Source organism: Zoogloea ramigera (assembly GCF_006539865.1).
GTDB lineage: Bacteria > Pseudomonadota > Gammaproteobacteria > Burkholderiales > Rhodocyclaceae > Zoogloea > Zoogloea ramigera.
Genome location: NZ_BJNV01000043.1, coordinates 1 through 22,177 on the forward strand (window position 1 = coordinate 1; position 22,177 = coordinate 22,177).

A 22,177-nucleotide genomic window follows, 5' to 3' on the forward strand; every position below is an offset into this window, starting at 1 on the left:
ATCAGGTGAAAGGTCAGCTGGCGCATGTTGGGGTCGTTGTAGCTTCCCTGGTGGTCATAGCCGGTGGTGCAGAACAGCCGTTTGATGTTTAGGCCGGGTGCCTCGCCGGACTGCCAGTTGACCGTGCCGTCGCCTGGCGCGTCCTGGGGCTGGATGTGAAACTCGATGCTGGAGTTGGCGATCGGCCGTGGCCGGGTACCGTTTGTCGGTTGGAGGGCGGGGTGGTCGGCCGTGGCCGTGCCCAAGCCGAAATCGGCAATCACCCTGCCGGGCGTGTTGGATGACGCAGGCTTGCCCTGGCGTAGTCTGGCTTCATGCATGGCGTCCTGCCCGTGCCAGGTGCCGGCCCAGCGGACAGTTCCGTAGCTTAGTTGGTCGGCATCCCGTCCGTAGAAGGCGTAGGTGTTCGGGTGGTAATAGTTGCCGATGATTTCTTTGTGGAAGTGCTCGGCTTGTCCGATCGCCTCAATGCATTTCGCCATCGCTCCGTTGGTCTCGCCTTGGCCGAAATCGGTGGCGTATTTCTTTCCCGGATCGAGCAGCGCCGGATCAATCAATCTGTACCAGCTTTTCATGTCCCGATAGATCTCGTCGTAGGGGTCGGATTGAGGCAGCGAGAGCATTTCCCTCGCCGTCGTGCCCTTGCGGTCCTTTACGAAGGCCTTCAGCCAGCCGGGCGGATGCAGATGGTTGGGCAGCAGTTCGAGTGGGCCGGGAGAGACGCCCATCACGGGGATGGTGTCGGCGGGGGTCTTGCCGGCGATTGTCGCGAATCCTTTGGTTTTCAGGTTTTCTCCTTTGGCATCTCCTGTTTCGGTGCCGCAGGCCATGCGCCGATAGGCGAGCGGCGCTCCCACGGCGGGCTGGACGCCATGGATGATGCCCAGCACCTTGTCCGGATGCCGCTTGGCGTAGGCGCGACATACCAGTCCGCCCATGGAATGGGAGATGAGGATCACCTTGTCGCACTGGTAGCCGGGGCGGGCCTTCCATTCCGCGATCCAGGTGTCGATTCGTCGGGCGAGGCGCGCTGCGGCCTCCGAATTGCAGCGCAACCAGTTGTAACCCACGGCATAAACGGGGTAGTGGTATTGGGCGGACTTTTCGAGCTCGGCTTCACTCAGTGCTGCCAGATCCCTGGCGTCCCAGCTCCCACGGTCGGCTCGTATGACGGACTGCCAGTGCGCCGCGATCACGCGGTTACCGTCAGCCTTGCGCACGAAAGTTCGATTCAAGCTCTCTTCCAGGGTCTGCAACCATTCGCCGTAGCTGTCCCAGTGAATCTCACCCCAGCCGCGTTCCCGGTACTGGGCCTCGCTGGCAAACCAGCCGACCTGGAGATCGCCGCGATCGTCAACTTCGGTGTCGTCGGGGTCGAGCAGGCGCTGACGGTCGCTCGGGCTGCGACCCTTCCAGATCCGAAATGCCTGATTTGCCGCATCCATGGTGCCATTCGGCGGTCGCCAGGCGATCTCGGACGGCTTGCCCTTGCTGGCCTTGGTTTTCAGGTTGCTGCCCATGATCCCGGGCACGAAAACGATCGGGATGATCTTGGAGGGTGGTACGCCGACCCCGGCGCGAACCCCGAAACGGATCGGGCTGGTCACGCTCTGTGCCTTGACTTGACCTTGCGCGTCGATTTCAACGGGGACACGGCGGATGGGTTCGCTCATGATGAGTGCCTGGTTAGCTTTGGAATCAGGGAAGGACGAGACGGACGAGTTGGATGGCTTGCGCGGGGGACAACGCCGTCCGCCCTTGCGCATCGGTAAGGCCCTCGATGACTTGTCCATCGTCGAGCGTCGCCCGATAGGCCCGGCCGGCGATCGGCGCGCCGGTCTGCTCGTTGTGGATCACGAAGCGTTCATCCGTTGCGAGGCTCGACTGTGGCAGGTCGGGCAGGTCGGCCTTGCCACCACCGCCCTGGTTGAAGTTGAAGCCGGGTGCCTTGATCTCGACGCCGTTGGCCGCGGACAGGGTGATCTTGCCGTCGGCGAGGGTGATCTGCGCGCCGCCGCTGCGCAGCGTGATGCCCTTGCCAGATTCAAGCAGGATCGATTCGAGGGACGCCAGCCGCAGGAGCTTGGCGGCGATCAGCTCCATTTCGTCCGACTGGGCCTGCAGGCTCAGTTTGCCGGCGGCGGCGATGAGCTTGATGCCGGCCTTGTGGGCGAAGGCGGCCAGGCCTTGCCCGGCGTGCAGGAGGAGTTTGCGTCCGGTGCTGAGGTGGGCGTCCTGGGTGGCAGTCAGGTTGAGCGCGCTGCCGCTGGCGGCGGTGATGGCCCCAGCGCTACTCATGGCGAGGCCTGCGGGAGCGCTGATGGCGATGGCCGGTGAGCCGCCACCGGCTTGCCAGCGCTTGATGTCGTCGGTGAGCCTGGCAGCTGGCTGGAGATCGGCCGTGCCGGCCTGGTGGGTGTCGGCCAGCTCGGCGAGCTGCCGGGCGATGGCGAGCGCGGTGTCGAGCTGGCCGGCGAGCTCCTGTCGGGCGAGCGCCTCGCCCTGGGCTCTGGCTTGTGCGTCGGTGGTGATGAGCAACCCCTGCGCGGCACGGATCGCGCCGGCGAGATCGCTGCGCAGCTCGAAGCCTTCGCCGCGCGGTTCGGCTTTGCCGTCGTGGCGTGGGTGGCCGAGCCAGCCTTGGTTGAGGGCGGTATGGCCGTGCTCGCTGGCAAGCTGGGCGCCGATCTGGCCTGGGCTGTCGTCGAAGCGCAGTTGCTGCAGGCGTGTGCCGTGCAGTTCGCGGGTGCTCCAGCCGCTCACGGCATGGTTGGCGGGCAGGCTGCCGGCGTTGTTGAAATGGGGCGGGCGGTTGTCGGCGTTGTAGACGCGGCCGGTGATGAGGGGCCGGTCGGGGTTGCCGTCGAGGAACTGGACGATCACCTCCTGGCCGACGCGGGGCAGGGCGAGCTGGCCGTAGTGTTGGCCGGCCAGGTCGGTGGCGACGCGCACCCAGGCCGAGCTGAGGTCATCGTGCCGGCCGATGCGGTCCCAGTGGAACTGCACGCGCACCCGGCCGTATTCGTCGGTGTGGATCTCGTGGCCAGGCGGGCCGACGACGAGGGCGGTCTGCAGGCCGTGGATGCGGGGTGTGTGGCTGCTGTGGCCTGGCGTCGGGCGCCACGGGATGCGCTTGCGCAGGCAGGTGAAGCGGGCACGGTACTCGGCGGTCTGATCCTGCCCGGTTTCGTAGTTGTTGTTGACGAGGTGATGGGCATCGATGATGAGGAATTCGTTGTCACCCGCTCCGCTGCCGATGGCCTGGATGTCGTAGGGGCCGGCCAGGGTGAAGCTGCGGCCGGGCTGGACGGTGTCGGCGTCGCCTTCGGCCGAGAAGTGCTTGGCGCCGGCCTCGTAGGCTTCCATGCGCCGTCGGGCGAGCGCATCCCCGTCGGCGGTGTTCCGGAAGCCGTAAGCGCCGGCATAGTCGTAGACTTCCAGCGGCGGCAGCTGGCCCTGGTCATTGAGGGATGGCACGTAGGCCGTCCGGGGGTGGGGAGTCTTGAAGTCGAAGCTCGCCGCGCTGTAGTGGTTCGGGATCATCCGGCGGCTGGCGGTTAACGCCCAGACGCCGCAGGGGGTTACGCCACTCCGGCCTTCCCAGGTGAGATGCCCGCCGCCATCGGCCGGGTCGGCCTCCCGGCTGTCGCCGCACAGCACCAGGGTGTGGCCATCCTGGCGATGTTCGTACCAGTAGGTCCACCCCTGGGCCTCCCACCGCCGGTGCAGGTAGTTGTGGTCGTCCTCGGCGAACTGGACGGCATCGCTCATCGGCGCATCGGGGCCGAGCTGGCGGGTCTGCCAGTCGTGCATCGGGTAGGCGTCGAGGATGTGGTGGGTCTGCTCTTCGAGAGTCTTGCCGTGAAAGATGCAGTTGTTGCGACGTTGCCGAAGGAAGGCCAGCCAGGGTCGCAGGGTCATCTGGTAGTGGGCAAACCCGGCGTCGTGCTTGAGGAAGCTGAAGGCGAACACGTGGCCGTTGAAGTAGCGGACCGAGCCGTCTTCGCGCTGGAGCTCGACGGTGACCATCTTGCCCATGACTTCTTTCAGGGGAATGGCCGGGTTGAGCGAGAGGACGTCGACGGTGTACTCGAAATCGCGGGAGAGCCCCTCGTCGGCCTCCAGGCGATTGGCCACGAGCTGGCTGCCTGCGGGGGCGTCGTCGTGGGGAAAGGCGAGCTTGAGCAGGCGTCCGTGCTGGCGCTGTGCGTGGAGCAGGGTGTCGAGCGTATTCGATGGAGCCATGCCTTGTCCTTTCTGCCCGTTTCACATTGCGCGAGGCATTTCGTGTGTGTGTGTCGGCACTGGAGCACTGCATTGTAGAGGGTCGTATATATGAATGGAATTAAACTAAAGTCATACGTTTTGGCAAGTTTCGGCGAGATCTTAACCCGCACTACCGTTTTCCGGTCGCTGCGCCCACCTTTGCAGAAGCCCGGAGTTCGGTGCGCGGCCCGCTAGAATGTGGCCCCGTGCGGGCTGGATGCGACGGGACCTCCGACAAGATGGCAAACCCTTTTGGCTGATTGATCATGCAACTCCGTATCGGAATCGACCTCGGCGGCACCAAGATCGAGGTGATCGCCCTCGGCGCGGCGGGGCAGGAGCTCGCCCGGCACCGGGTGCCGACGCCCCAGGGCGACTACGCGGCCACGCTGGCGGCGGTGGTGGGGCTGGTCGAGCGGGTCGAGCGCGAGACCGGCCGGCGGGGCACGGTGGGGGTCGGCACGCCGGGGGCGTTGTCGCGGGTGAGCGGCCTCATCAAGAACGCGAATTCCACCTGCCTGATCGGCGAGCCGCTGAAGGACGACCTGCAGGCCCTGCTGGGCCGCGAGGTGCGCGTCGCCAACGACGCCAACTGCTTTGCCCTGTCCGAGGCGGTGGATGGGGCCGGGCGGGGGGCGCAGGTGGTGTTCGGGGTGATCCTCGGCACCGGGGTCGGCGCCGGCATCGTGGTGAACGGGCGGGCCCTGGATGGCGCCAACGGGATCGCCGGCGAGTGGGGCCACAACCCGCTCCCGCTTCCGGCGGGTGACGACCTGCCCTTGCCGGCGTGTTATTGCGGCCGCGCGGGCTGCATCGAAACCTATCTGTCGGGGCCGGGCCTGGCGATGGATCATGCCCGCTGCAGCGGTGAGCTGGCGCGGCCGGAGGGCATCGTGGCGGGCGCCGCCGAGGGCGACCCGGCCTGCGAGGCCAGCCTGGCGCGCTACGAGCAACGCCTGGCGCGGGCCCTGGCGGGGGTGATCAACATCCTCGACCCGGACGTGATCGTGCTGGGGGGCGGGCTGTCGAACATCGAGCGCCTCTACCAGCGGGTGCCCAGCCTGTGGTGCCCCCATGTGTTCTCCGACCACGTGGCGACGCGGCTGGTGCAGGCCCGGCACGGGGATTCGTCGGGGGTGTGGGGTGCGGCCTGGTTGTGGCCCGATTGACCGTTTTGCCCCGGGATGGCGCAAAATGGGGGACGTTGCATTTATGGGGCGCAAAGGGGCGGAAACGCCCGGCCCTGATGGGTTGCGGCCGTGAAGCAATGTTCGGCAGCCTGTACCCGGGGCCGGGCCTCGTTTCGCCCGGCCTTGACTCGTGCGGCCCGCCGACTAGATTTCAGAATTCCCCGCGATGATTTCCAACGAGAGTTCAACCATGCCTGTCCTCCGCCACCCCGCGCTGCTGGGTCTGCATTACACCGAACTGCTGGGGCGCCTCAGCCTCTCCCAGGCGGATGTCACCCAGCGCCTCCAGTATCTGGCGTGCCGTCTGTCGATGGGGGTGATGGAGAACAGCCTGCGTCAGTTCATCCTGCGGCGCGACGAGGCTTACTATGCCGCCGACTGCGTGGAGCTCGAGGAGCGGCTCGGGGTGCTCTTCGATGCGGGGGCCGAGGGCTGCGTGACGATCCTGCGCAGCTACATCGAGGAGTTCACCAACGCCCACATCCGCTGCCTCGAGGCGGCCTTCGAGACCGGCGGTGAAGCGCTGCCCCTGCGCCTGCTGCCCTTTGTGCCGCAGCGCGCCCTGCCCGCGCCGGGCCTGCCCGGGCTGAAGCGCGGCGCCCTCCGCTGAGGCGGTGCCGGGCGTTCAGGCCCGGCGCCGGTCTTCGGGCGCTTGCGGCGCGATGTCTTCGGCGTCGGCCGGGCGAGCGTTGGCCACCATCAAGGTTTCACGCCAGCGCTCGATGGCCGCCGCGAGGGCGAGCCGGTCGACCGGCTTGGGCAGGTAGTCGTTCATGCCGGCGGCGAGGGCGGCCTGGCGTTCCTCGCTCATCGCGTCGGCGCTGACGCCGATGATGTAGGCGGGCGTGTTGGCCTTGCGCAGCGCGACGGTGGCGGTGAGGCCGTCCATCCGTGGCATGCGGGCGTCCATGAAGATCAGCTCGAAGTCGGTTTCGGCGCAGCGGGCGAGGGCATCCTCGCCATCGCGGGCGAAGACGATGTCCTGGGCGCCGATGCTCTCGAGCATGCGCGCCAGCACGGTGCTGTTGATCGGGTTGTCCTCGACCACCAGGATGCGCGTGGCGCGGCGCAGGATCATGCGCGGCGCCTGGTGGGCGATGGCCGCGCCCTCGAGCAGGCCGGTCTCGAGTTTCACCGCAAACCAGAACTCCGAGCCGACGCCCTCTTCGCTCTCGACGCCGATGCTGCCCTCCATCAGCTCGCAGAGCATGCGGCAGATCGCCAGCCCCAGGCCGGTGCCGCCGTAGCGGCGGGTGGTGGACATGTCGGCCTGCTCGAAGGGGGTGAAGATGTGGCGGCGCTTGTCGGGGGCGATGCCGATGCCGGTGTCGTGCACGCTGCAGTGCAGGCCGACCTTGCCGCCGGCCTGCTCGCCGGCCCGCAGATGCACCCGGATCGCGCCCTGGGTGGTGAACTTGAAGGCGTTGCCGACGAGGTTGAGGAGGATCTGGCGCAGCCGGGTCGGGTCGCCGACGAGGGCGTGGGGGACATCCGGGGCCACGCTGCAGTTGAAGCGGATGCCGCGCTCGGCGGCGTTGGGCTGGAACAGGGCGCCCACCTCGCTGACCAGCTGGTGCGGGTCGAAGCCGATTTTTTCGAGCTTGAGCTTGCGCGCCTCGATCTTGGAGTAGTCGAGGATGTCGTTGAGGATGCCCAGCAGGGCCTGGCTGCTGTGCCGGATGGTGGCGATGTATTCGCGCTGCTCGGGGCTCTGGGGCGTCATTTCGAGCAGCTGGGCCATGCCGATGATGCCGTTCATCGGGGTGCGGATCTCGTGGGACATCATCGCCAGGAAGTCGCTCTTGGCGCGGCTGGCGGCGGTGGCGGCGTCGCGGGCGTCGATCATGGCCTGCTCGGCGCGCCGGCGCTCGGTGACGTCGACGATGCAGTACACCCGCCCGATCACCTCGTCGTCGTGGCGGGCCGGCCGCGAGCTGACCTCGAAGATGCGCCCGTCGGTGGCGTGCAGGATGTCGAAGGTCTCGGCCTGGCTGCTGGTGGCGACGAGGGCCTGGAAGGCGGCCGGGTTGGTGAGGCTGGCGGCCATGTGGGCGAGGATGGCGGCGTCGTCGCGGCGGGCCAGCAGCGCCTCGGGCAGCGGCCACTGGTCGGCCAGGCGGCGGTTCATGTTGACGATGCGGCCTTCGCCGTCGAGCACCAGGATGCCTTCGGTGGTGGCTTCGAGGGTTGCCCGCAGGTGTGACGCCATCTGCGCCAGCTCGTCCTCGGCGCGCTTCTGGGCGCCGATGTCGGTGGCGCGCACCAGCACGCCTTCGGGGATCCGCCGCACCGTCTTGCGGGCGGTGAGCAGGCTGCCGTCGGCGCGGCGGTAGAGGCCCTCCATGACCTGCTCGTCCACCCGGCCGCCGCTGCGCACGTCTTCCCAGAAGAAGACGTCGGTGAGGGCGCACTCGATCTCGGTGACGGCCTGCCCGACGAGCTGCTCTTCGGGGTAGCCGAGCAGGCGCGTGGTGGCGGGGTTGACGGCCAGGATGAGCAGGCTGGCCGGGTCGACCAGCAGCAGGATCTCCTCGGCGGCGGCCAGCAGGGCGCGTTGATAGGTGCGGATCATGCTGTGCGCCCCTGGCGAGCGTCGGCGTCGAAGTAGTAGGTCACCCGCTTGCGCGGGCTGAGGTACTCGTACACTTCGGGCGGCAGGTGGATGGGGCGCAGGGCCTTGGTGATGTTGATGTCGGGCTCTTCGTCGAGGTCGAGCATGATGGCTTCGTCCCGCGGCACCTGGGGGTCGAAGACGGTGACCCACGGCCGCAGGGGCCGTTGCGGGTTGACCGACGAGACCAGGGCGAGGGCGTCGTTGGAGAGGCGCACCACCGAGCCGGGCGGGTAGACGCCGAGGCAGCGGATCATCACCTGCAGCGCGCGGGCGTCGAACTTGGCGCGGCGCTGGGCGAACATCAGCGACAGGGCCTCGTGGGGCGTCATGGCCTTGGCCAGGTCGGCCGGGTTGCACAGGTTGTCGTAGTAATTGACGAGGGACACGATGCGCGCGAGGGGGTCGATCTGCTCGCCCTTGAGGCCCTTCGGGTAGCCACTGCCGTCGGCCAGCTCGTGGTGCTGGGCGATGATGCGCAGCACCGGCTCGGGCAGGCCGATCTGCCGCCCGATGCGCACGCCGTAGTCGCAGTGCAGCTCGCGCAGGTGGCGTTCGGGGGCGGTGAGCTCGTGGCGGGGGCGGGCGACGCGGTCGGGGATGTCGGCGAGGCCGATGTCGTGGAGCAGCGCGCCGACGCCGAGGGCCTGGCTGCTGGCCCGCTCGAAGCCGAGCTCCTTGGCGAGCATCATCGCCAGGATCGAGGTGTTGAGGCCGTGGAAGTAGGTTTCCTCGCCGCCCGGGTGCTCGCCCATCACGTGCAGGGCCACTTCGGGCTGGTCGAGAAAGGCCGTGACCATCTGATTGACCAGTTCGCCAACTTCCTCGAGGCACTCCTTGGGCCGGGCGAAGAGGTTCTTGCTGATGTTGCGCATCACCCCGGCGGCCTTCACGAAGGCCTTTTCCACCTCGACCACCTTGCGCTTGCGCTCGGCCAGGCGGGCGATGCGTTCGCGCTTGCTGGCCAGGCTGGCGCTGGTGGCGGGGTCTGCGGGCGGTGGTGGCGGGGGCGGCGCGACGACGGGCTGCAGCGTGTTGCTACGGGGCTGGGTGTCGGAGCGTTCCGGGTCGTAGCGGAAATGCCGCACGCCCAGCTCGCGCAGGGTCTTGATCTGCTCCGGCGTGCGGATCTTGAAGCTGTTGAAGCTGAACGGATGGCTGAACCAGGGCAGGTCGAGGTGCACGAACAGCCCGACGCACAGTTGGTCGGGCGTGACGACGAAGTCCTGGGGCGGAGGCGCGGGCATGGTGGCAAAAAGGGCGATCAGTAAGGCTATTTCGGCCTGGCTGCGGTGAAGTTGAGGCTTTCCGGCCCCGCCCGGCCTCGCGTCGTGATAGGGGTCACATGGGTGCGTCCACCAGGATCACATGCACGCTGCGGGGGCCGTGGGCGCCGAGCTGCAGGGTGAGCTCGACGTCGCCGGTGCGCGACGGGCCAGCGACGATGTTCACGGTGCGCGGCATGCCGCCGGGCAGCGCCCGCACCAGCGGCCAGACGTCTTCGAAGTGGCGCAGGATCTGGCTGCAGTGCAGTACGACGAGGTGGTGGTCGGGCACGAAGTTGAGGCTGGTCGGGCTGTCGGGGCCGGAGGGCAGGACGACGCTGCCCACCTCGGCGATGCCGGCCAGGCAGGTGGTGACCGAGAGGATCTCGCTCTGGCCGGCCGGGCCCGGGTGGTGGCTGAAACCAGCCGGCCAGGCCAGCCCGGCCAGCGGGCGGGCGACGGCGGCGCGGGCCGGCAGGCCGAGGCGGGCCTGGTAGGCGGCCACCGCCTCGGGCACCTGGCCCCGGGTGGCGACCCGCGCCACGCTGCCGGAGCGGTTCTCGAACCTGGCGATGAAGCGCTCGACGAGCTCATCGCCCACGGCGATGCGGGTGTGGGCGGGCCGGCGGGCCTCGAGGGCGGCGACGGCCTCGGGCGTCAGCGGGCCGCGGCCGAGCTGGCGGCGGATCTGGTCGAGGATGGCGGAGCGGGAGAACATGGGCGGGATGTTTGAGGTTAGGGCGGCCGTGTCAGCGGCGTTTTTGGGCGTGCCACATTTCGATGAAGGTCTGCCCCTCGGGCGCGGGCAGGTCGCGCAGGCCGCTCCAGGCCTCGCCGAAGGGCAGGCGGGCGAGGCGGCCCTGGCTGCCGCCGGCGGCCTTCAGGGCCCGGGCGGCGAGGCGGTTGGCGGCGCGGTAGAGGCGCGGCCGCTCGGCCACGAAGCGCCAGGCCTGCAGGGCCCGGGTTTCGGCGCGCGGGCGCAGGCCGGCCTGGCTCTGGCGGTGGCGGAGTTCGCGCAGCAGCTCGGGCAGCGGGATGCGCACCGGGCACACCGTCTGGCAGCGGCCGTTGAGGGTGCACGCGTTGGGCAGGTCGTAGGTGCTGTCGAGGCCGACGAAGAGCGGCGTGAGCACCGAGCCCATCGGCCCCGGATAGACCCAGCCGTAGGCGTGCCCGCCCACCGCGCCATACACCGGGCAGTGGTTCATGCAGGCGCCACAGCGGATGCAGCGCAGCATGTCCTGGAACTTGCCGCCCAGCATCTTGCTGCGGCCGTTGTCCACCAGCACCACGTGGTATTCGTCGGGGCCGTCGGGGTCGCCGGGGCGGCGCGGGCCGGTGGAGAAGGTGGTGTAGGTCTCGGTCTCCTGGCCGGTGCCGCTGCGGGCCAGCAGGCGCTGGAACAGCGAGACATCCTCGAGGCTGGGCACGATGCGCTCGATGCCGCTGGTGACCACATGCACCCGGGCGAGGGTCTGGGTGAGGTCGCCGTTGCCTTCGTTGGTGACGATCACCGACGAGCCGGTCTCGGCCACCAGGTAGTTGCCGCCGGTGATGCCCACGTCGGCCTTGAAGTACTTGTCGCGCAGCACCAGCCGGGCTTCGGTGACGAGCTCGCCGACGGTGGTCTTGCGCGGCCCGCCGTGGGCCGCCTCGAAGAGCTCGGCCACCTGGGCGCGGGTCTTGTGGATGGCCGGGGCGATGATGTGGGACGGCGGCTCGTCGGCGAGCTGGATGATGTACTCGCCCAGGTCGGTCTCGATCACCTGGTAGCCCTCGGCCTCCAGGGCTTCATTGAGGCCGACTTCCTCGGAGACCATCGACTTGCCCTTGGTGATCGTCCGGGCGCCGACCCGCTGGCAGATGCCGAGGATGATCTGGCGGGCGTCCTCGGCGTCGGCGGCCCAGTGCACCTGGCCGCCGGCGGCGGTGACCTGGGCCTCGAAGCGTTCGAGGTAGTAGTCGAGGTGGGCCAGCACGTGGTTCTTGACGTCGCGGGCCTGGTCGCGGAGCTGCTCGAACTCGGGCAGCCCGGCCACCAGCGCGCCGCGGCCATTGACGAAGCCCTTGCGCGACTGGCCGAGAGCATCGCGCAGGTGGGGGTCGGCGAGGGCGGTGACGACCTTGGCCTTGAACTGGGGGCTGCTGACTTTCATTGTGAGGCGCCCCCAGCCGCGCCGCCGATGCCGTCGCCGTCGGCGAGGCCGGCCAGGACTTCGGCGGTGTGGAAGACCTTGACCTTTGACCCGCAGCGCTTCAGGCGCCCGGCCAGGTGCAGCAGGCAGCCCAGGTCGCCACCCAGGAGGGTGTCGGCGCCGGTCTCGGCAAGGCGGGCGAGCTTGTCGTCGGCGAGGCGGCCGGAGATCTCGGGGTATTTGACGCAGAAGCTGCCGCCGAAGCCGCAGCACACCTCGGTGTCGGCCATCTCGGCGAGCTGCAGCCCGCCCACGCTGCCGAGCAGCAGGCGCGGCTGGGCCTTGATGCCGAGCTCGCGCAGGCCCGAGCAGGAGTCGAGGTAGCTGGCGCTGCCGGCGTAGGCCGCGTCTGTGGTGGTGATGCCGCGCACGTCGGTGAGGAAGGAGATCAGCTCGAAGCTCTTGGCGGCCAGCGCTTCGGCCCGCGCGCGCCAGGGCGGGTCGTCGGCGAAGAGGCGCGGGTAATCCTTGCGGATCGTCGCCATGCACGAGCCGGAGGGGCCGACCACGTAGTCGAAACCTTCGAAGGCCTCGATGAGCTGTTTCGCGAGCGCCCGGGTGGCGTCGAAGTCGCCGCTGTTATAGGCCGGCTGGCCGCAACAGGTCTGATCAAGGGGCACTTCGACGGTGCATCCGGCCGCTTCCAGCAGTTTTACCGCGGAAAAACCCACATTGGGGCGAAACAGGTTCATCAGGCAGGTGGCGAAGAGGCCTACGCGGGGAGGCATGGATGATTCCTTGAAGACGGGGCGGGCGTCGGGCGGCGGTTTGCCCGTTACGGGGGTGGCGGGCGTGGCGGCGGTGCCACTGCCCATTTTAGCCGCTACGTCCGGGCGCGGGGCGTGAGCAAGTTGGCCGCCAGCCTTGGCCCGCCGGGCCATTGCGGCCAGCGGCTGCTCCGCCGCGGGGCCCCGGTGGGGGGGCGGGGGCTGCGTCGGGGTGGTATAAAGATCGCCCCTTTTCGTGCAGGTGTTCGAGCAATGGAGATGGATCTGGCCGGCTGGCTGGTGACGGGGTTTGCGATCCTGATCACCGGCATTTCGAAATCCGGCCTCGGCGGCGCGTTGGGCGGGCTGGCGGTGCCCTTCATGAGCATGTGGATGTCGCCGCGGGATGCGGTGGCGGTGATGCTGCCGGTGCTCATCACGATGGACATGGTGGGTATCCGGGCCTGGCGGGGCAAGGCCGACTGGCAGGATCTGCGCACGCTGATCCCCGGCGCGCTGGTCGGGATCGCCCTCGGCACGCTGGCCTTCGGGGTGATGTCGGACCGCGTGGTGAAGGGCTCGATCGGGCTGATCGCGGTGGGCTTCGCCGTGCAGCGCTTGCTCGGGAAGGGCCGCCCGCCGGCCAGCGAGGCGCGGCCGCCGCGGGCGGTCGGCTGGCTGTGGGGGGCGGGGTCGGGCTTCACCAGCACCCTGGCCCACGCCGGCGCGCCGCCGGTGATGATCTACCTGCTGTCCCGCCGCCAGCCCCGCGAGACCTTCGTGGCCACCTCGGTGTTCTTCTTTGCGGTGATCAACCTGGCCAAGCTGCCGTTCTACATCGGGCTGGACCTGTTCACCCGCGAGACGCTGGTGATGTCGGCGCTGTTCATTCCGCTGGTGCCGGTTGGCGTGTGGAGTGGCATGCGCATCCTGAAGCACATCCCGGAGCGCCCGTTTTACCTCTTCGCCACGGCGGCGCTGGGCCTGTCGGGCGTGAAGCTGCTGTGGGACGGGGTGGTGGGCTGACGTCCTGCCAAGACGGCAGCCCGCGCCCGCGGGCGGCGCGCAGGAGAGCGCTTTCAAGGAGGCGCAGGCCCGCCCCTGGCGGCGTTCAGTTGTAGGTGAACACCATCGAGCCGTCGCTGTCGGTGACGGTTTCGGAGAGCGGCGTCACCGCTCCGGCCGGGGTGATCCGGTAGCGCAGCGTGCGGGTGTAGGTGGTGGCGCCCAGGCCGTCCTTTTCGATACCGACGATCTGCGCGATGGCGGTGCTCGCCGTGTCGGCCTGCAGCGCGTAGGTGTAGGTGTTGGTGCCCAGGAAGCTCGTCTTGCTGGAGTTCGTGTAGCGGTTGTCGGAATAGGCCGTGCCCGTGTCGCCGACGCGCGCTGTCTGGGGGATGGTGGCGCTGCCATTGACGACGGTGTATTCGTCGGCGGTCTGGGTGCCGAGGGGCAGGTAGTTGCTGTCGTAGAAGTCGCTGCCCGACTCCGTATCGGTGACCGTCTGCCCGCCGCCGGTGATCGTGGCGCTGACGGTGGTGAGCTTCTGCTGGGCGGCGACGCCCTCGAAGACGGCTCCTACGAGCCCGCCCTGGGTGATGCTGCCGGAGCCCCTGAGGGCCAGCCCTGCGTAGGTGCCGGACACGGTGAAGCTGCGCGTGCCGGTGTCGCGGACGATGTTGTCCCAGGCGGTCTTCAGCTGGAACACCTCGGTCGAGGCGATCGGTGTCCAGGCGTTGCCGCCTCCGCCGCCCCCGCCACAACCGGCCAGAAAGCCCGTCAGAAAAAGACTGGCCCAGTAAAAGTTGCCGATGCGTGCCATGGTTTTCCTCCCGTGTATGCTCACTTATATTGTTAGCATCATTTCGGCAAAACTGCCGGCTACAGCCGCAGCCGCCCGCCCCGCTTGCGCGTGCCGACCCCGGCCATGGCGGCCAGCCCGCTGCTGCCGTGGGCGTGGCAGATGGCGCAGGCCAGCGCGTCGGCCGCGTCGCTGGACGGGCTGCCGTCCAGGCTGAGCAGGCGCTGCACCATGTGGCTGACCTGTTCCTTGGCGGCCTTGCCGTGGCCCACCACCGCCTGCTTGACCTGCAGCGCGGTGTATTCGGCCACCGGCAGGTCGCACGACACCGCCCCGCAGATCGCCGCGCCACGGGCCTGGCCGAGGAGCAGCGTGGATTGCGGGTTGACGTTGACGAAGACGATCTCGATCGCCACCTGGTCGGGCTGGTAGGTGGTGATCACCTGGCGCACGCCGTCGAGGATCACCTTGAGTCGCTCGGGCAGGCTGCCCTCGCCGCTGCGGATCATCCCGCTCGCCACGTAGCGCAGCTGGCTGCCGAGGGTGTCGATGACGCCGAAGCCGGTGTTGCGCAGGCCCGGGTCGATGCCCAGGATGCGCGTGGCGACGGTGCTGGACGCGGCCGGCGTGCTCATTTGCGGGCCAGCCACACGCCGAATACCGTGACGCCCATGCCCACCAGGGCCAGACCGGTGAGCGTTTCGCCGAACACCGCCCAGGCGATCAGCGCGGTGGTGGGCGGCGTGAGGTAGAACAGGCTCGCCACATTCACCGCGCTGCCGCTGCGGATCAGCAGGTTGAGCAGGCTGATGGCGCCCACCGACAGCACCAGCACCAGCCACAGCAGCGCAAACACGAAGTGGCCGCTCCAGGTAACCACCATCGCCTCGGTCTGGCTGGCCACCAGACTGGTGGCGAGGAGGGTCGGCACGAACTGGATCACCGAGCCGGTGCGCAGGTCGAAGGCCGGGCAGAAGCGCTTCTGGTACAGCGTGCCGGCGGTGATGCCGACCAGCGCCAGCAGCACCGGGCCGAGCATGGCGGCCAGCTGCGGCGTGCCGGCGGCGCCGACCACCTTGTGCGACACCACCAGCGCCACCCCGGCGAGGCCCAGCACCAGCCCGCCCCACTGGCGCGGCCGCACCTTCTCGCCCAGCAGCAGGCCGGCGCCCAACGCGGTGAGCAGCGGCTGCAGCCCCACCACCAGCGCGGCGATGCCGGCCGGCAGACCGTGGCTGATCGCCGTAAATACACCGCCCAGATACACCCCGTGCACCAGCAGCCCGGTGAGGCCGATGTGCAGCCACTGTCGGGGTGTTTGCGGCCAGGGGGCGCGGGTGGCCAGGGCGACGGCGCCCATCAGCACGATCACCAGCCCGTAGCGCAGGCTCAGGAAGCTGAGCGGCTCGGCGTAGGGCAGGCCGTAGCGGGCGCCGATGAAGCCGGTGCTCCACAGCAACACGAAGAGAAGGGGGTAGAAGCGCGTCACGGGTGGGTAAGGGCCGTTGGGGCTTGGCTGCAGCCAGCCGTGGCCTGGAAAAGATGGAAAAAATGGAAAAGGGCCGACGGGGCGGGGGCAATGGCCGGAAGCCTTGCCGCGGCGCCTACTGCCCGGCCGGGTGCCGGCTGCGGTAGATGCGGGTGGCGGCGGTGACGATGGCCTGCACGTCGGCCGGTGGCAGCTGGGGCAGGTTCTCGCGGATGAGCCGGTAGGCCAGGTGCTCCAGCTGTTGGCCGTTCCAGGCGTTGGCAGGGTCGAAGAAGGGCTCGATGAGGCGGTAGGCCTGGTCCACCGCCTCGCGCAGGGCGAGGTTCTTGCGGCGTTCGGGGGTCGGGTTCATGGGCAACGGTCCGGGAAGGGCGCGGGCGGGATGATAACCCGGCGCTCAGCCTGCATCCGGTTTGCGCGCTGGTGGGGCGTACCAATTTTCGGGGGGTACGCGCTTTTCCTGGGCCGGGTCGGCCATGTAGTGGGGCGACATGATCTGCACGCCGTGCTCGTTGAAGACGTCCTGGATGCTGGCGTGGAGGTTGCTGAGCACCCGCGCCCGCGGCGCGTCGCCGGTGGGGGCGGCCTGGGCGACCAGGCAGTATTCGGGGTAGAAGTCGGACAGGGCGGTCTGGAACACCCGCGGCGCCGGGTCGGCGAGCACGCCGGCGGTGCGCCGGGCGGCCTCGAGGAGCATCGCCTCGACCTGGCGCCAGGGGGTGTCGTAGCCGATCGTTACCGTGATGTCGATCATGAAGCCCAGCCCGTCGGTGGTGCGCGAGTAGTTGCGGGTGGCGCTGCCGACGATCAGCGCGTTGGGGATGGTGACCTCGGCGCCGCGCCCGGTGCGCAGCCGGGTGTTGAAGAGGGTGATCGCTGCGACGGTGCCCTCGTGCTCGCCGATGCGCACGTATTCGCCGGTGCGCAGGGTGCGCGAGTACATCAGGATCAGGCCGCTGGCGCCCTGGCCGACCACGCTCGAGGCGCCCAGCGACACCATCAGGCCGATCAGCACCGACATGCCCTTGAAGGCCTCGGTGTGAGCGCCGGGCAGGTAGGGGTAGGCCATCACCAGCGCGAAGATCCAGATCAGGATGTTGGTGATCTTGCGGGTCGGTTCGACGGTGTCCTTGTCGAGCCAGCCAACGCCGTTGCCGCTGCTGGCGGCGTGGTCGAAGACGGGCTTGAGCAGGCCCACCACCGCCCGGGCGACGAGGAACATCAGCGCCGCCACCAGCAGGTTGGGCAGGGTCTCGAGGATGCCCAGCCCGAGCCGGGCCAGCACGCCGAGCAGGTAGTCGTCGAGCTGCTCGCCCCAGGCCCGGGTGTAGGGGAACAGCGCCAGCACCCGGGCCAGCCAGGCGTAGGCGAGCAGGGCGGCGAGCAGCCAGAACGCGGCGCCGGTGAGCCAGCCCACCGCGGCCAGCACGCGCTCGCCGCGGATCAGCTCGGCGCCGCCCGGCCGCAGCCGGCGGGTTTGCGCGTCGATGGCAGCGGCGAGGCGGCCGGCGATCCAGCCGCGCAGGCGCCCGAGCCCGGAGAGCAGGATGGCGAACACCAGCGTGAGCCCGGCTGACACCGCCAGGCCTTCGACGAGGGTCTTGCTGTCGCGGCTCTCGCGGGATTCGGCGAGGGCCGTGCGGAGGGCCGCCAGGGTGGTGTCGGTGAGGGCGTCGAGGGTCTCGCCGGCGAGCTTGTCGGTGTCCTCGGGGGTGAGCACGAAGGCCAGCTGGCCACCGACCAGAACGATGTTGCCGACCGGGTTGGGCTGCACGCTGACGGTGTCGCTGCCGCCCCGCTCGAGCTGCGCGACGATCGCCAGCCGCCCGCGCTCGGCCCGCTGGCGGGGCGGGGCACCCAGGAAGGCCGCCCGGAAGCGCACGATCTGGCGGTTCATCAGCACCAGCTCGGCCTCTTCTCCGGCCGGCACGGCGACAGCCGCCGGCGGCGCGGGCTCGGCCGCGGCCACCGGCGCGTGGCGTGTGTGGCCGGAGGCGGCGCTGCAGCCGGCTGCCGCCAGCCACAGGGCCCAGGCCACGAACAACAGGCGGACGATGCTGCCGCGGGGCAGGCACAGAAAATCGGGGCGCATGGCGGTGGACTCGCGGTTGAGGTATGCCGGCCGGGCATCCGGACCGGGCGGGAGATGCCGTGATGATAGCGGTTCGCAGGGGCGGGAGGCGCTTTTGCGGGCCCGCCGGCTTGTGCTCGGCGGCGTTTTGCGCGACAACCGCGGCTTCGGCGCGCGCCTCCGCTCGCGCGTCCAACCCGCAACGAGGTGCCGCCATGCGCTGCTGGCTGATGAAATCCGAACCCGACGACGTCTCCATCGACAGCCTGGCCGCCCGGCCCGGCCAGACGGTGCCCTGGTATGGGGTGCGCAACTACCAGGCCCGCAACTTCATGCGCGACGCCATGCGGGTGGGCGACGGGGTGCTGTTCTACCACTCCGGCTGCGCCGAGCCGGGGATTGCCGGCATCGCCCGGGTGGCGAGCGAGCCTTACCCGGACGCCACCCAGTTCGATCCGGCGAGCAAGTACTTCGACCCAAAGTCCACCCCCGAGGCACCACGCTGGCTGCATGTGGACGTGGGTTTCGTGCGCAAGACCCGGCTGGTGGGTTTGCCCGAATTGCGCGGCTGCCCCGAACTCGAGAACATGCGCGTCCTCGCCCGCGGCAACCGGCTGTCGATCACCCCGGTCGAGCCGGCCGAGTGGCGTTTCATCGTCGGGCAACTGCTCGGCGCAACCGACCTGCAGGACTGGACATGAACATCGGTATCGAATGGCTGGCCGCCTACCTGGCGCTCGGCGCCTTCGTGGGCTTTTTTGCCGGGCTGCTCGGCGTGGGCGGCGGTGCGCTGATGGTGCCCATGCTCACCACCTTCTTCGCGGCCCAGGGCTTCCCGCGGGAGCACCTGGTGCATCTGGCGCTGGGCACCTCGATGGCCGGCATCGTGATCACCTCGATCTCCAGCCTGCGCGCCCACCACGCCCACGGCGCGGTGCGCTGGGACATCGTGCGCGGCATCGCCCCGGGCGTGCTGGCGGGCACCTTCGCCGGCACCTTCGTGGCGTCGCGGGCGCCCACCCAGCCGCTGGCGATCTTCTTTGCCTGCTTCACTGCCTACGTGGCGGTGCAGATGATCCTCAACGTCAAGCCCAAGCCCAGCCGCGAGCTGCCGGGCTCCGTCGGGCTGATGGGCGTGGGCGGCGTGATCGGCGGCATCTCGTCGCTGGTGGCGATCGGCGGTGGTTCGCTGTCGGTGCCCTTCATGACCTGGTGCAACGTGAAGGTGCACAACGCCATCGGCACCTCGGCGGCCATCGGCCTGCCCATCGCCGTCGCCGGCGCGCTGGGCTACCTGATCAACGGCTGGAGCGTGGCCGGGCTGCCCGAGTGGAGCTTCGGTTATGTGTACCTGCCGGCGCTGGTGCTGCTCAGCCTGCTCTCCAGCCTGACCGCGCCGATCGGCGCCAGGCTCGCCCACAAGCTGCCGGTGGCGACGCTGAAGAAGGTCTTCGCCGGGCTGCTGATCGCCTTGTCGGCGAAGATGCTGCATACGGTGCTGGGGGGCTAGCCGCCAGCACGGCCTTTGTTTCGAGAGCCCCGGCGAGCCCGGGGCTCTTTGCTTTCAGCGCCCCTTGAACACCGGCGTGCGCTTGGCGAAGAAGGCGTCGAGGCCTTCCTTGTAGTCTTCGGTGGCCAGAAAGTCGAAGGCGGCGCGTTTTTCGTCGGCCGACAGCGGGGTGCCCTTCATCAGGCGGTGCACCCACTGCTTGTGCCAGCGGGCCACCAGCGGCGCGCCCTTGAGGATGCGGGCGGCGGTGGCGAGGGCTTCGCGCTCCACCTCCTCGTCGTCCACCACGCGGGTCAGCAGGCCCTTGGCGAGGGCTTCGTGGGCGCCGAGGATGCGCCCTTCGAGGAGAATCTCCAGCAGCACGGCCGGGCCGACGAGCTCGAGCAGGCCGGCCATCTCGCCCGGGTACATCGAAAAACCGAGCTTGTTGATCGGCGCACCGAAGCGGCTCGATTCGCCGGCGATGCGGATGTCGCAGCAGCCGGCGATCTCGAGCCCGCCGCCGATGCAGGCGCCCTGGATCATCGCCACGGTGGGCACCGGGCAGGCGCGGATGGCGTCGAGGGCGGCGGCGACGAGCTCTTCGTGGTAATGCAGGGCGTCGTCGACGGTGGCCCGCACGACGAGGAACTCCTCGATGTCGCCGCCGGCTGCAAAGGCCTTGTCACCTGCGCCGCGCAGGATGACGCAGCGCACCTCCGGATCGGCGTTGAGGGCGCTCATGCGGGCCTGCAGGGCGCGCCACATGTCGGCGTCCACGGCGTTGAGCTTGTCGGGGTTGGAGAGGCTGAGGGTCGCGATGCCCGAGGCCTGGCTGAAGTGGATTTCTCCGGACATGGGGGCTTCCGTGTGGGTTGAAGGTGTTGCGCTGCAAAAAAATCCCATACGCTGTGGTATGGAGTCTTGTATATGTTATATCATCCGTCTGGGCGTTGTTGCGGCGCGGCTTCGCCTTGGGTAATTTACATATAACAACAACAAAGCAGTCTGCGGGTCGCCACAAGAAAGAACCAACAGGCAGTTCGCGCCACATCCACTCAGTTCTTAGGGAGGAAACATGTCGAGTACTTCAAACCAAAGTGCGGTCTACGCACGCATCCGCAAAAACCCGCGCTTCACCGAGCTCGTCTCGAAGCGCCAGGGCTTTGCCACCCTGCTGTCGGTGATCGTTTTGACGATCTTCTACGGCTTTTTCATGGTCGTGGCCTTCAACCCGAACCTGATCGGCCAGCGCCTCTCCGAGGGCTCCTACGTCACGGTCGGGATCGCCGCCGAACTGTTCATGTTCATCTTCTTCTGGGTGCTGACCGCGGTGTACGTGAAGCGCGCCAACGGCGAGTTTGACGCCATCACCGAAGAAGTCGTCCGCGATGCCGCGAAAGGGGTGAAGTAATGCTGGCCCGTCTCAATATTGCACTGCTGGGCCTCCTGGCGCCGGCCCTGTCCTTCGCCGGTGACGCGATCTCCGCCACCGAGAAGCAGCCCCTCAACCTCCACGCCATCGGGATGTTCGTGCTGTTCGTCTCGATGACCCTGGGGATCACCTACTGGGCGGCCGGCCGCACCAAGTCGGCGTCCGACTTCTACACCGCCGGCGGCGGCATCACCGGCTTCCAGAACGGCCTGGCGATCGCCGGCGACTACATGTCGGCGGCCACCCTGCTCGGTCTTACCGCGCTGGTGTACACCAAGGGCGTCGATGGCTACATCTACATGATCGCCTTCTTCGCCGGCTGGCCCATCATTTTGTTCCTGATGGCCGAGCGCCTGCGCAACCTGGGCAAGTTCACCTTTGCCGACATCACCTCCTACCGGCTCAACCAGAGCAAGGTGCGCACGATGGCGGCGGTGTCTTCGCTCACCGTGGTGTGCTTCTACCTGGTGGCCCAGATGGTCGGTGCTGGCCAGCTCATCAAGCTGCTGTTCGGCCTCGACTACAACATCGCCCTGTTCGTCGTCGGCGCGCTGATGATGGTTTACGTCACCTTCGGCGGCATGGTTGCCACCACCTGGGTGCAGATCATCAAGGCCTGCATGCTGCTGGCCGGCGGCACGCTGGTGGCGGTGCTGGCAATGTCCCAGTTCGGCTTCAGCTTCGAGAAGATGATGGGTCAGGCCGTCTCGCTGCATTCGCTGGGTGAGAAGCTGCTGTTCCCGGGCTCCCTGCTGCCGGATCCGATCACCGCGCTGTCGCTGGGCCTCGGCCTGATGTTCGGCACCGCTGGCCTGCCGCACATCCTGATGCGCTTCTTCACGGTGACCAACGCCAAGGAAGCCCGCAAGTCGGTGCTCTACGCGTCCGGTTTCGTGGCCTACTTCTTCAACGTGATCCTGCTGATGGGCTTCGCTGCCATCATCATCGTCGGCCAGAACCCCGAGTTCTTCGAGGGCGGCCAGATCGGCGGCAAGATCGTCGGCGGCGGCAACATGATCGCGATGCACCTGGCCAAGGCCGTGGGTGGCAACCTGCTGCTGGGCTTCCTGTCGGCGGTGGCCTTCGCGACCATCCTGGCGGTGGTGTCCGGGCTGGCGCTGGCCGGTGCGGCTGCCATCTCTCACGACATCTACGCCCGCGTGATCCGCAAGGGTTCCGCGACCGAGACCGAAGAGCTCCGCGTGTCCCGCTTCGCTTCCGTGGGCCTGGGCCTGGTGGCGATCGTCCTCGGCATCGCCTTCGAGAAGATGAACGTGGCGTTCATGGTGGCCCTGGCCTTCGGTATCGCCGCTTCCGCCAACTTCCCGGTGCTCATCCTGTCCATGTACTGGCGGGGCCTGACCACCCGCGGCGCGATCGCTGGTGGTTACGCCGGCCTGGTGGCTGCGGTGCTGCTGGTGGTGCTCTCGAAGTCCGTGTGGGTGACCGTGCTGGGTAACGCCCAGGCGCTGTTCCCGTACGACCAGCCGGCCCTGTTCTCCATGCCGCTGGCTTTCCTGATCACGTTCATCGTGTCCAAGCTCGACAACAGCGCCGAGGCCCAGGCCGAGCGCGCTGCCTTCGAAGACCAGTACGTGCGTGCCCAGACCGGCTTCGGCGCTGCCGACGCCAGCTCGCACTGATTCATTCGAAGGGCG

General features: G+C 68.6%; 20 protein-coding genes. 7 read left to right on the forward strand and 13 right to left on the reverse strand.

Going from position 1 to position 22,177, the window contains the following annotated elements:
• Together ZRA01_RS12460 and ZRA01_RS12465 are read right to left on the reverse strand one after the other, a co-directional pair.
• Nucleotides 1-1,673, reverse strand: a 1,673-nt coding sequence (locus tag ZRA01_RS12460; protein ID WP_141352655.1) for an esterase/lipase family protein, incomplete at its 3' end; no start/stop codon positions are given.
• A gap of 25 nt (nucleotides 1,674-1,698) precedes the next feature.
• On the reverse strand, nucleotides 1,699-4,245 hold the full coding sequence (locus ZRA01_RS12465) for a type VI secretion system Vgr family protein (RefSeq protein WP_141352656.1): 2,547 nt from the start codon (nucleotides 4,243-4,245) through the stop codon (nucleotides 1,699-1,701).
• Nucleotides 4,246-4,532: 287 nt separating this feature from the next.
• On the opposite strand from ZRA01_RS12465, the gene ZRA01_RS12470 reads away from it, so the two are divergent.
• Together ZRA01_RS12470 and ZRA01_RS12475 are read left to right on the forward strand one after the other, a co-directional pair.
• Nucleotides 4,533-5,435 carry an ROK family protein gene (locus ZRA01_RS12470; protein WP_141352658.1) on the forward strand — a complete coding sequence of 301 codons (903 nt, stop codon included), beginning with the start codon at nucleotides 4,533-4,535 and terminating at the stop codon, nucleotides 5,433-5,435.
• A gap of 211 nt (nucleotides 5,436-5,646) precedes the next feature.
• Nucleotides 5,647-6,066, forward strand: a complete 420-nt coding sequence (locus ZRA01_RS12475) for a hypothetical protein (RefSeq protein ID WP_141352660.1) — start codon at nucleotides 5,647-5,649, stop codon at nucleotides 6,064-6,066.
• 15 nt (nucleotides 6,067-6,081) lie between these two features.
• Here the strand turns inward: ZRA01_RS12475 and ZRA01_RS12480 are convergent, their stop codons facing one another.
• The 5 genes from ZRA01_RS12480 to ZRA01_RS12500 all read right to left on the reverse strand — a co-directional run bounded on the left by ZRA01_RS12480 (nucleotide 6,082) and on the right by ZRA01_RS12500 (nucleotide 12,255).
• Entirely contained in the window at nucleotides 6,082-8,028 is a 1,947-nt protein-coding gene (locus ZRA01_RS12480; protein WP_141352662.1) for an ATP-binding protein, read from the reverse strand.
• Complete coding sequence (locus tag ZRA01_RS12485; protein WP_141352664.1) at nucleotides 8,025-9,314, reverse strand: cyclic di-GMP phosphodiesterase; 1,290 nt, start codon at nucleotides 9,312-9,314, stop codon at nucleotides 8,025-8,027. Before ZRA01_RS12485 ends, ZRA01_RS12480 begins: the two co-directional genes overlap by 4 nt.
• Before the next feature lie 94 nt (nucleotides 9,315-9,408).
• Complete coding sequence (locus tag ZRA01_RS12490; RefSeq protein WP_141352666.1) at nucleotides 9,409-10,050, reverse strand: LutC/YkgG family protein; 642 nt, start codon at nucleotides 10,048-10,050, stop codon at nucleotides 9,409-9,411.
• 31 nt (nucleotides 10,051-10,081) lie between these two features.
• Nucleotides 10,082-11,488: a LutB/LldF family L-lactate oxidation iron-sulfur protein gene (locus ZRA01_RS12495; RefSeq protein WP_141352667.1), complete on the reverse strand. Its 1,407-nt coding sequence runs from the start codon at nucleotides 11,486-11,488 to the stop codon at nucleotides 10,082-10,084.
• Nucleotides 11,485-12,255, reverse strand: a complete 771-nt coding sequence (locus ZRA01_RS12500) for a (Fe-S)-binding protein (protein ID WP_141352669.1) — start codon at nucleotides 12,253-12,255, stop codon at nucleotides 11,485-11,487. Before ZRA01_RS12500 ends, ZRA01_RS12495 begins: the two co-directional genes overlap by 4 nt.
• A gap of 252 nt (nucleotides 12,256-12,507) precedes the next feature.
• Between ZRA01_RS12500 and ZRA01_RS12505 the strand changes: the two genes are divergently transcribed.
• The gene (locus ZRA01_RS12505) at nucleotides 12,508-13,260 is read left to right on the forward strand and encodes a sulfite exporter TauE/SafE family protein (protein ID WP_141352671.1); all 753 of its coding nucleotides are present in this window, start codon (nucleotides 12,508-12,510) and stop codon (nucleotides 13,258-13,260) included.
• An 85-nt stretch (nucleotides 13,261-13,345) separates the two neighbouring features.
• Here ZRA01_RS12505 and ZRA01_RS12510 read toward each other — a convergent pair whose 3' ends face one another.
• From ZRA01_RS12510 to ZRA01_RS12530, 5 genes are all read right to left on the reverse strand, one after another.
• Nucleotides 13,346-14,056, reverse strand: coding sequence for a hypothetical protein (locus tag ZRA01_RS12510; RefSeq protein WP_141352673.1), 711 nt, complete (start codon nucleotides 14,054-14,056; stop codon nucleotides 13,346-13,348).
• Nucleotides 14,057-14,115: 59 nt separating this feature from the next.
• On the reverse strand, nucleotides 14,116-14,670 hold the full coding sequence (gene ruvC, locus ZRA01_RS12515; RefSeq protein WP_141352675.1) for a crossover junction endodeoxyribonuclease RuvC: 555 nt from the start codon (nucleotides 14,668-14,670) through the stop codon (nucleotides 14,116-14,118).
• A complete protein-coding gene (locus ZRA01_RS12520; RefSeq protein WP_174851614.1) occupies nucleotides 14,667-15,524 on the reverse strand; it encodes a DMT family transporter in 858 nt (285 codons plus the stop codon). The genes ruvC and ZRA01_RS12520 overlap by 4 nt, the downstream gene beginning before the upstream one ends.
• 115 nt (nucleotides 15,525-15,639) lie before the next feature.
• Nucleotides 15,640-15,876, reverse strand: coding sequence for a hypothetical protein (locus ZRA01_RS12525; RefSeq protein WP_141352679.1), 237 nt, complete (start codon nucleotides 15,874-15,876; stop codon nucleotides 15,640-15,642).
• Nucleotides 15,877-15,921: 45 nt separating this feature from the next.
• Nucleotides 15,922-17,616: a mechanosensitive ion channel family protein gene (locus tag ZRA01_RS12530; protein WP_141352681.1), complete on the reverse strand. Its 1,695-nt coding sequence runs from the start codon at nucleotides 17,614-17,616 to the stop codon at nucleotides 15,922-15,924.
• A 209-nt stretch (nucleotides 17,617-17,825) separates the two neighbouring features.
• Between ZRA01_RS12530 and ZRA01_RS12535 the strand changes: the two genes are divergently transcribed.
• Together ZRA01_RS12535 and ZRA01_RS12540 are read left to right on the forward strand one after the other, a co-directional pair.
• Nucleotides 17,826-18,296 (forward strand): EVE domain-containing protein, encoded by a 471-nt coding sequence (locus ZRA01_RS12535; protein ID WP_246093659.1) that lies wholly within the window; start codon nucleotides 17,826-17,828, stop codon nucleotides 18,294-18,296.
• Nucleotides 18,293-19,105: a sulfite exporter TauE/SafE family protein gene (locus tag ZRA01_RS12540; RefSeq protein WP_141352685.1), complete on the forward strand. Its 813-nt coding sequence runs from the start codon at nucleotides 18,293-18,295 to the stop codon at nucleotides 19,103-19,105. The genes ZRA01_RS12535 and ZRA01_RS12540 overlap by 4 nt, the downstream gene beginning before the upstream one ends.
• Before the next feature lie 54 nt (nucleotides 19,106-19,159).
• Here ZRA01_RS12540 and ZRA01_RS12545 read toward each other — a convergent pair whose 3' ends face one another.
• A complete protein-coding gene (locus ZRA01_RS12545; RefSeq protein WP_141352687.1) occupies nucleotides 19,160-19,942 on the reverse strand; it encodes an enoyl-CoA hydratase/isomerase family protein in 783 nt (260 codons plus the stop codon).
• A gap of 220 nt (nucleotides 19,943-20,162) precedes the next feature.
• Between ZRA01_RS12545 and ZRA01_RS12550 the strand changes: the two genes are divergently transcribed.
• Together ZRA01_RS12550 and ZRA01_RS12555 are read left to right on the forward strand one after the other, a co-directional pair.
• On the forward strand, nucleotides 20,163-20,498 hold the full coding sequence (locus tag ZRA01_RS12550; RefSeq protein ID WP_141352689.1) for a DUF485 domain-containing protein: 336 nt from the start codon (nucleotides 20,163-20,165) through the stop codon (nucleotides 20,496-20,498).
• Nucleotides 20,498-22,162 carry a cation acetate symporter gene (locus ZRA01_RS12555; protein WP_141352691.1) on the forward strand — a complete coding sequence of 555 codons (1,665 nt, stop codon included), beginning with the start codon at nucleotides 20,498-20,500 and terminating at the stop codon, nucleotides 22,160-22,162. The genes ZRA01_RS12550 and ZRA01_RS12555 overlap by 1 nt, the downstream gene beginning before the upstream one ends.
• The last annotated feature ends 15 nt before the right edge of the window (nucleotides 22,163-22,177 follow it).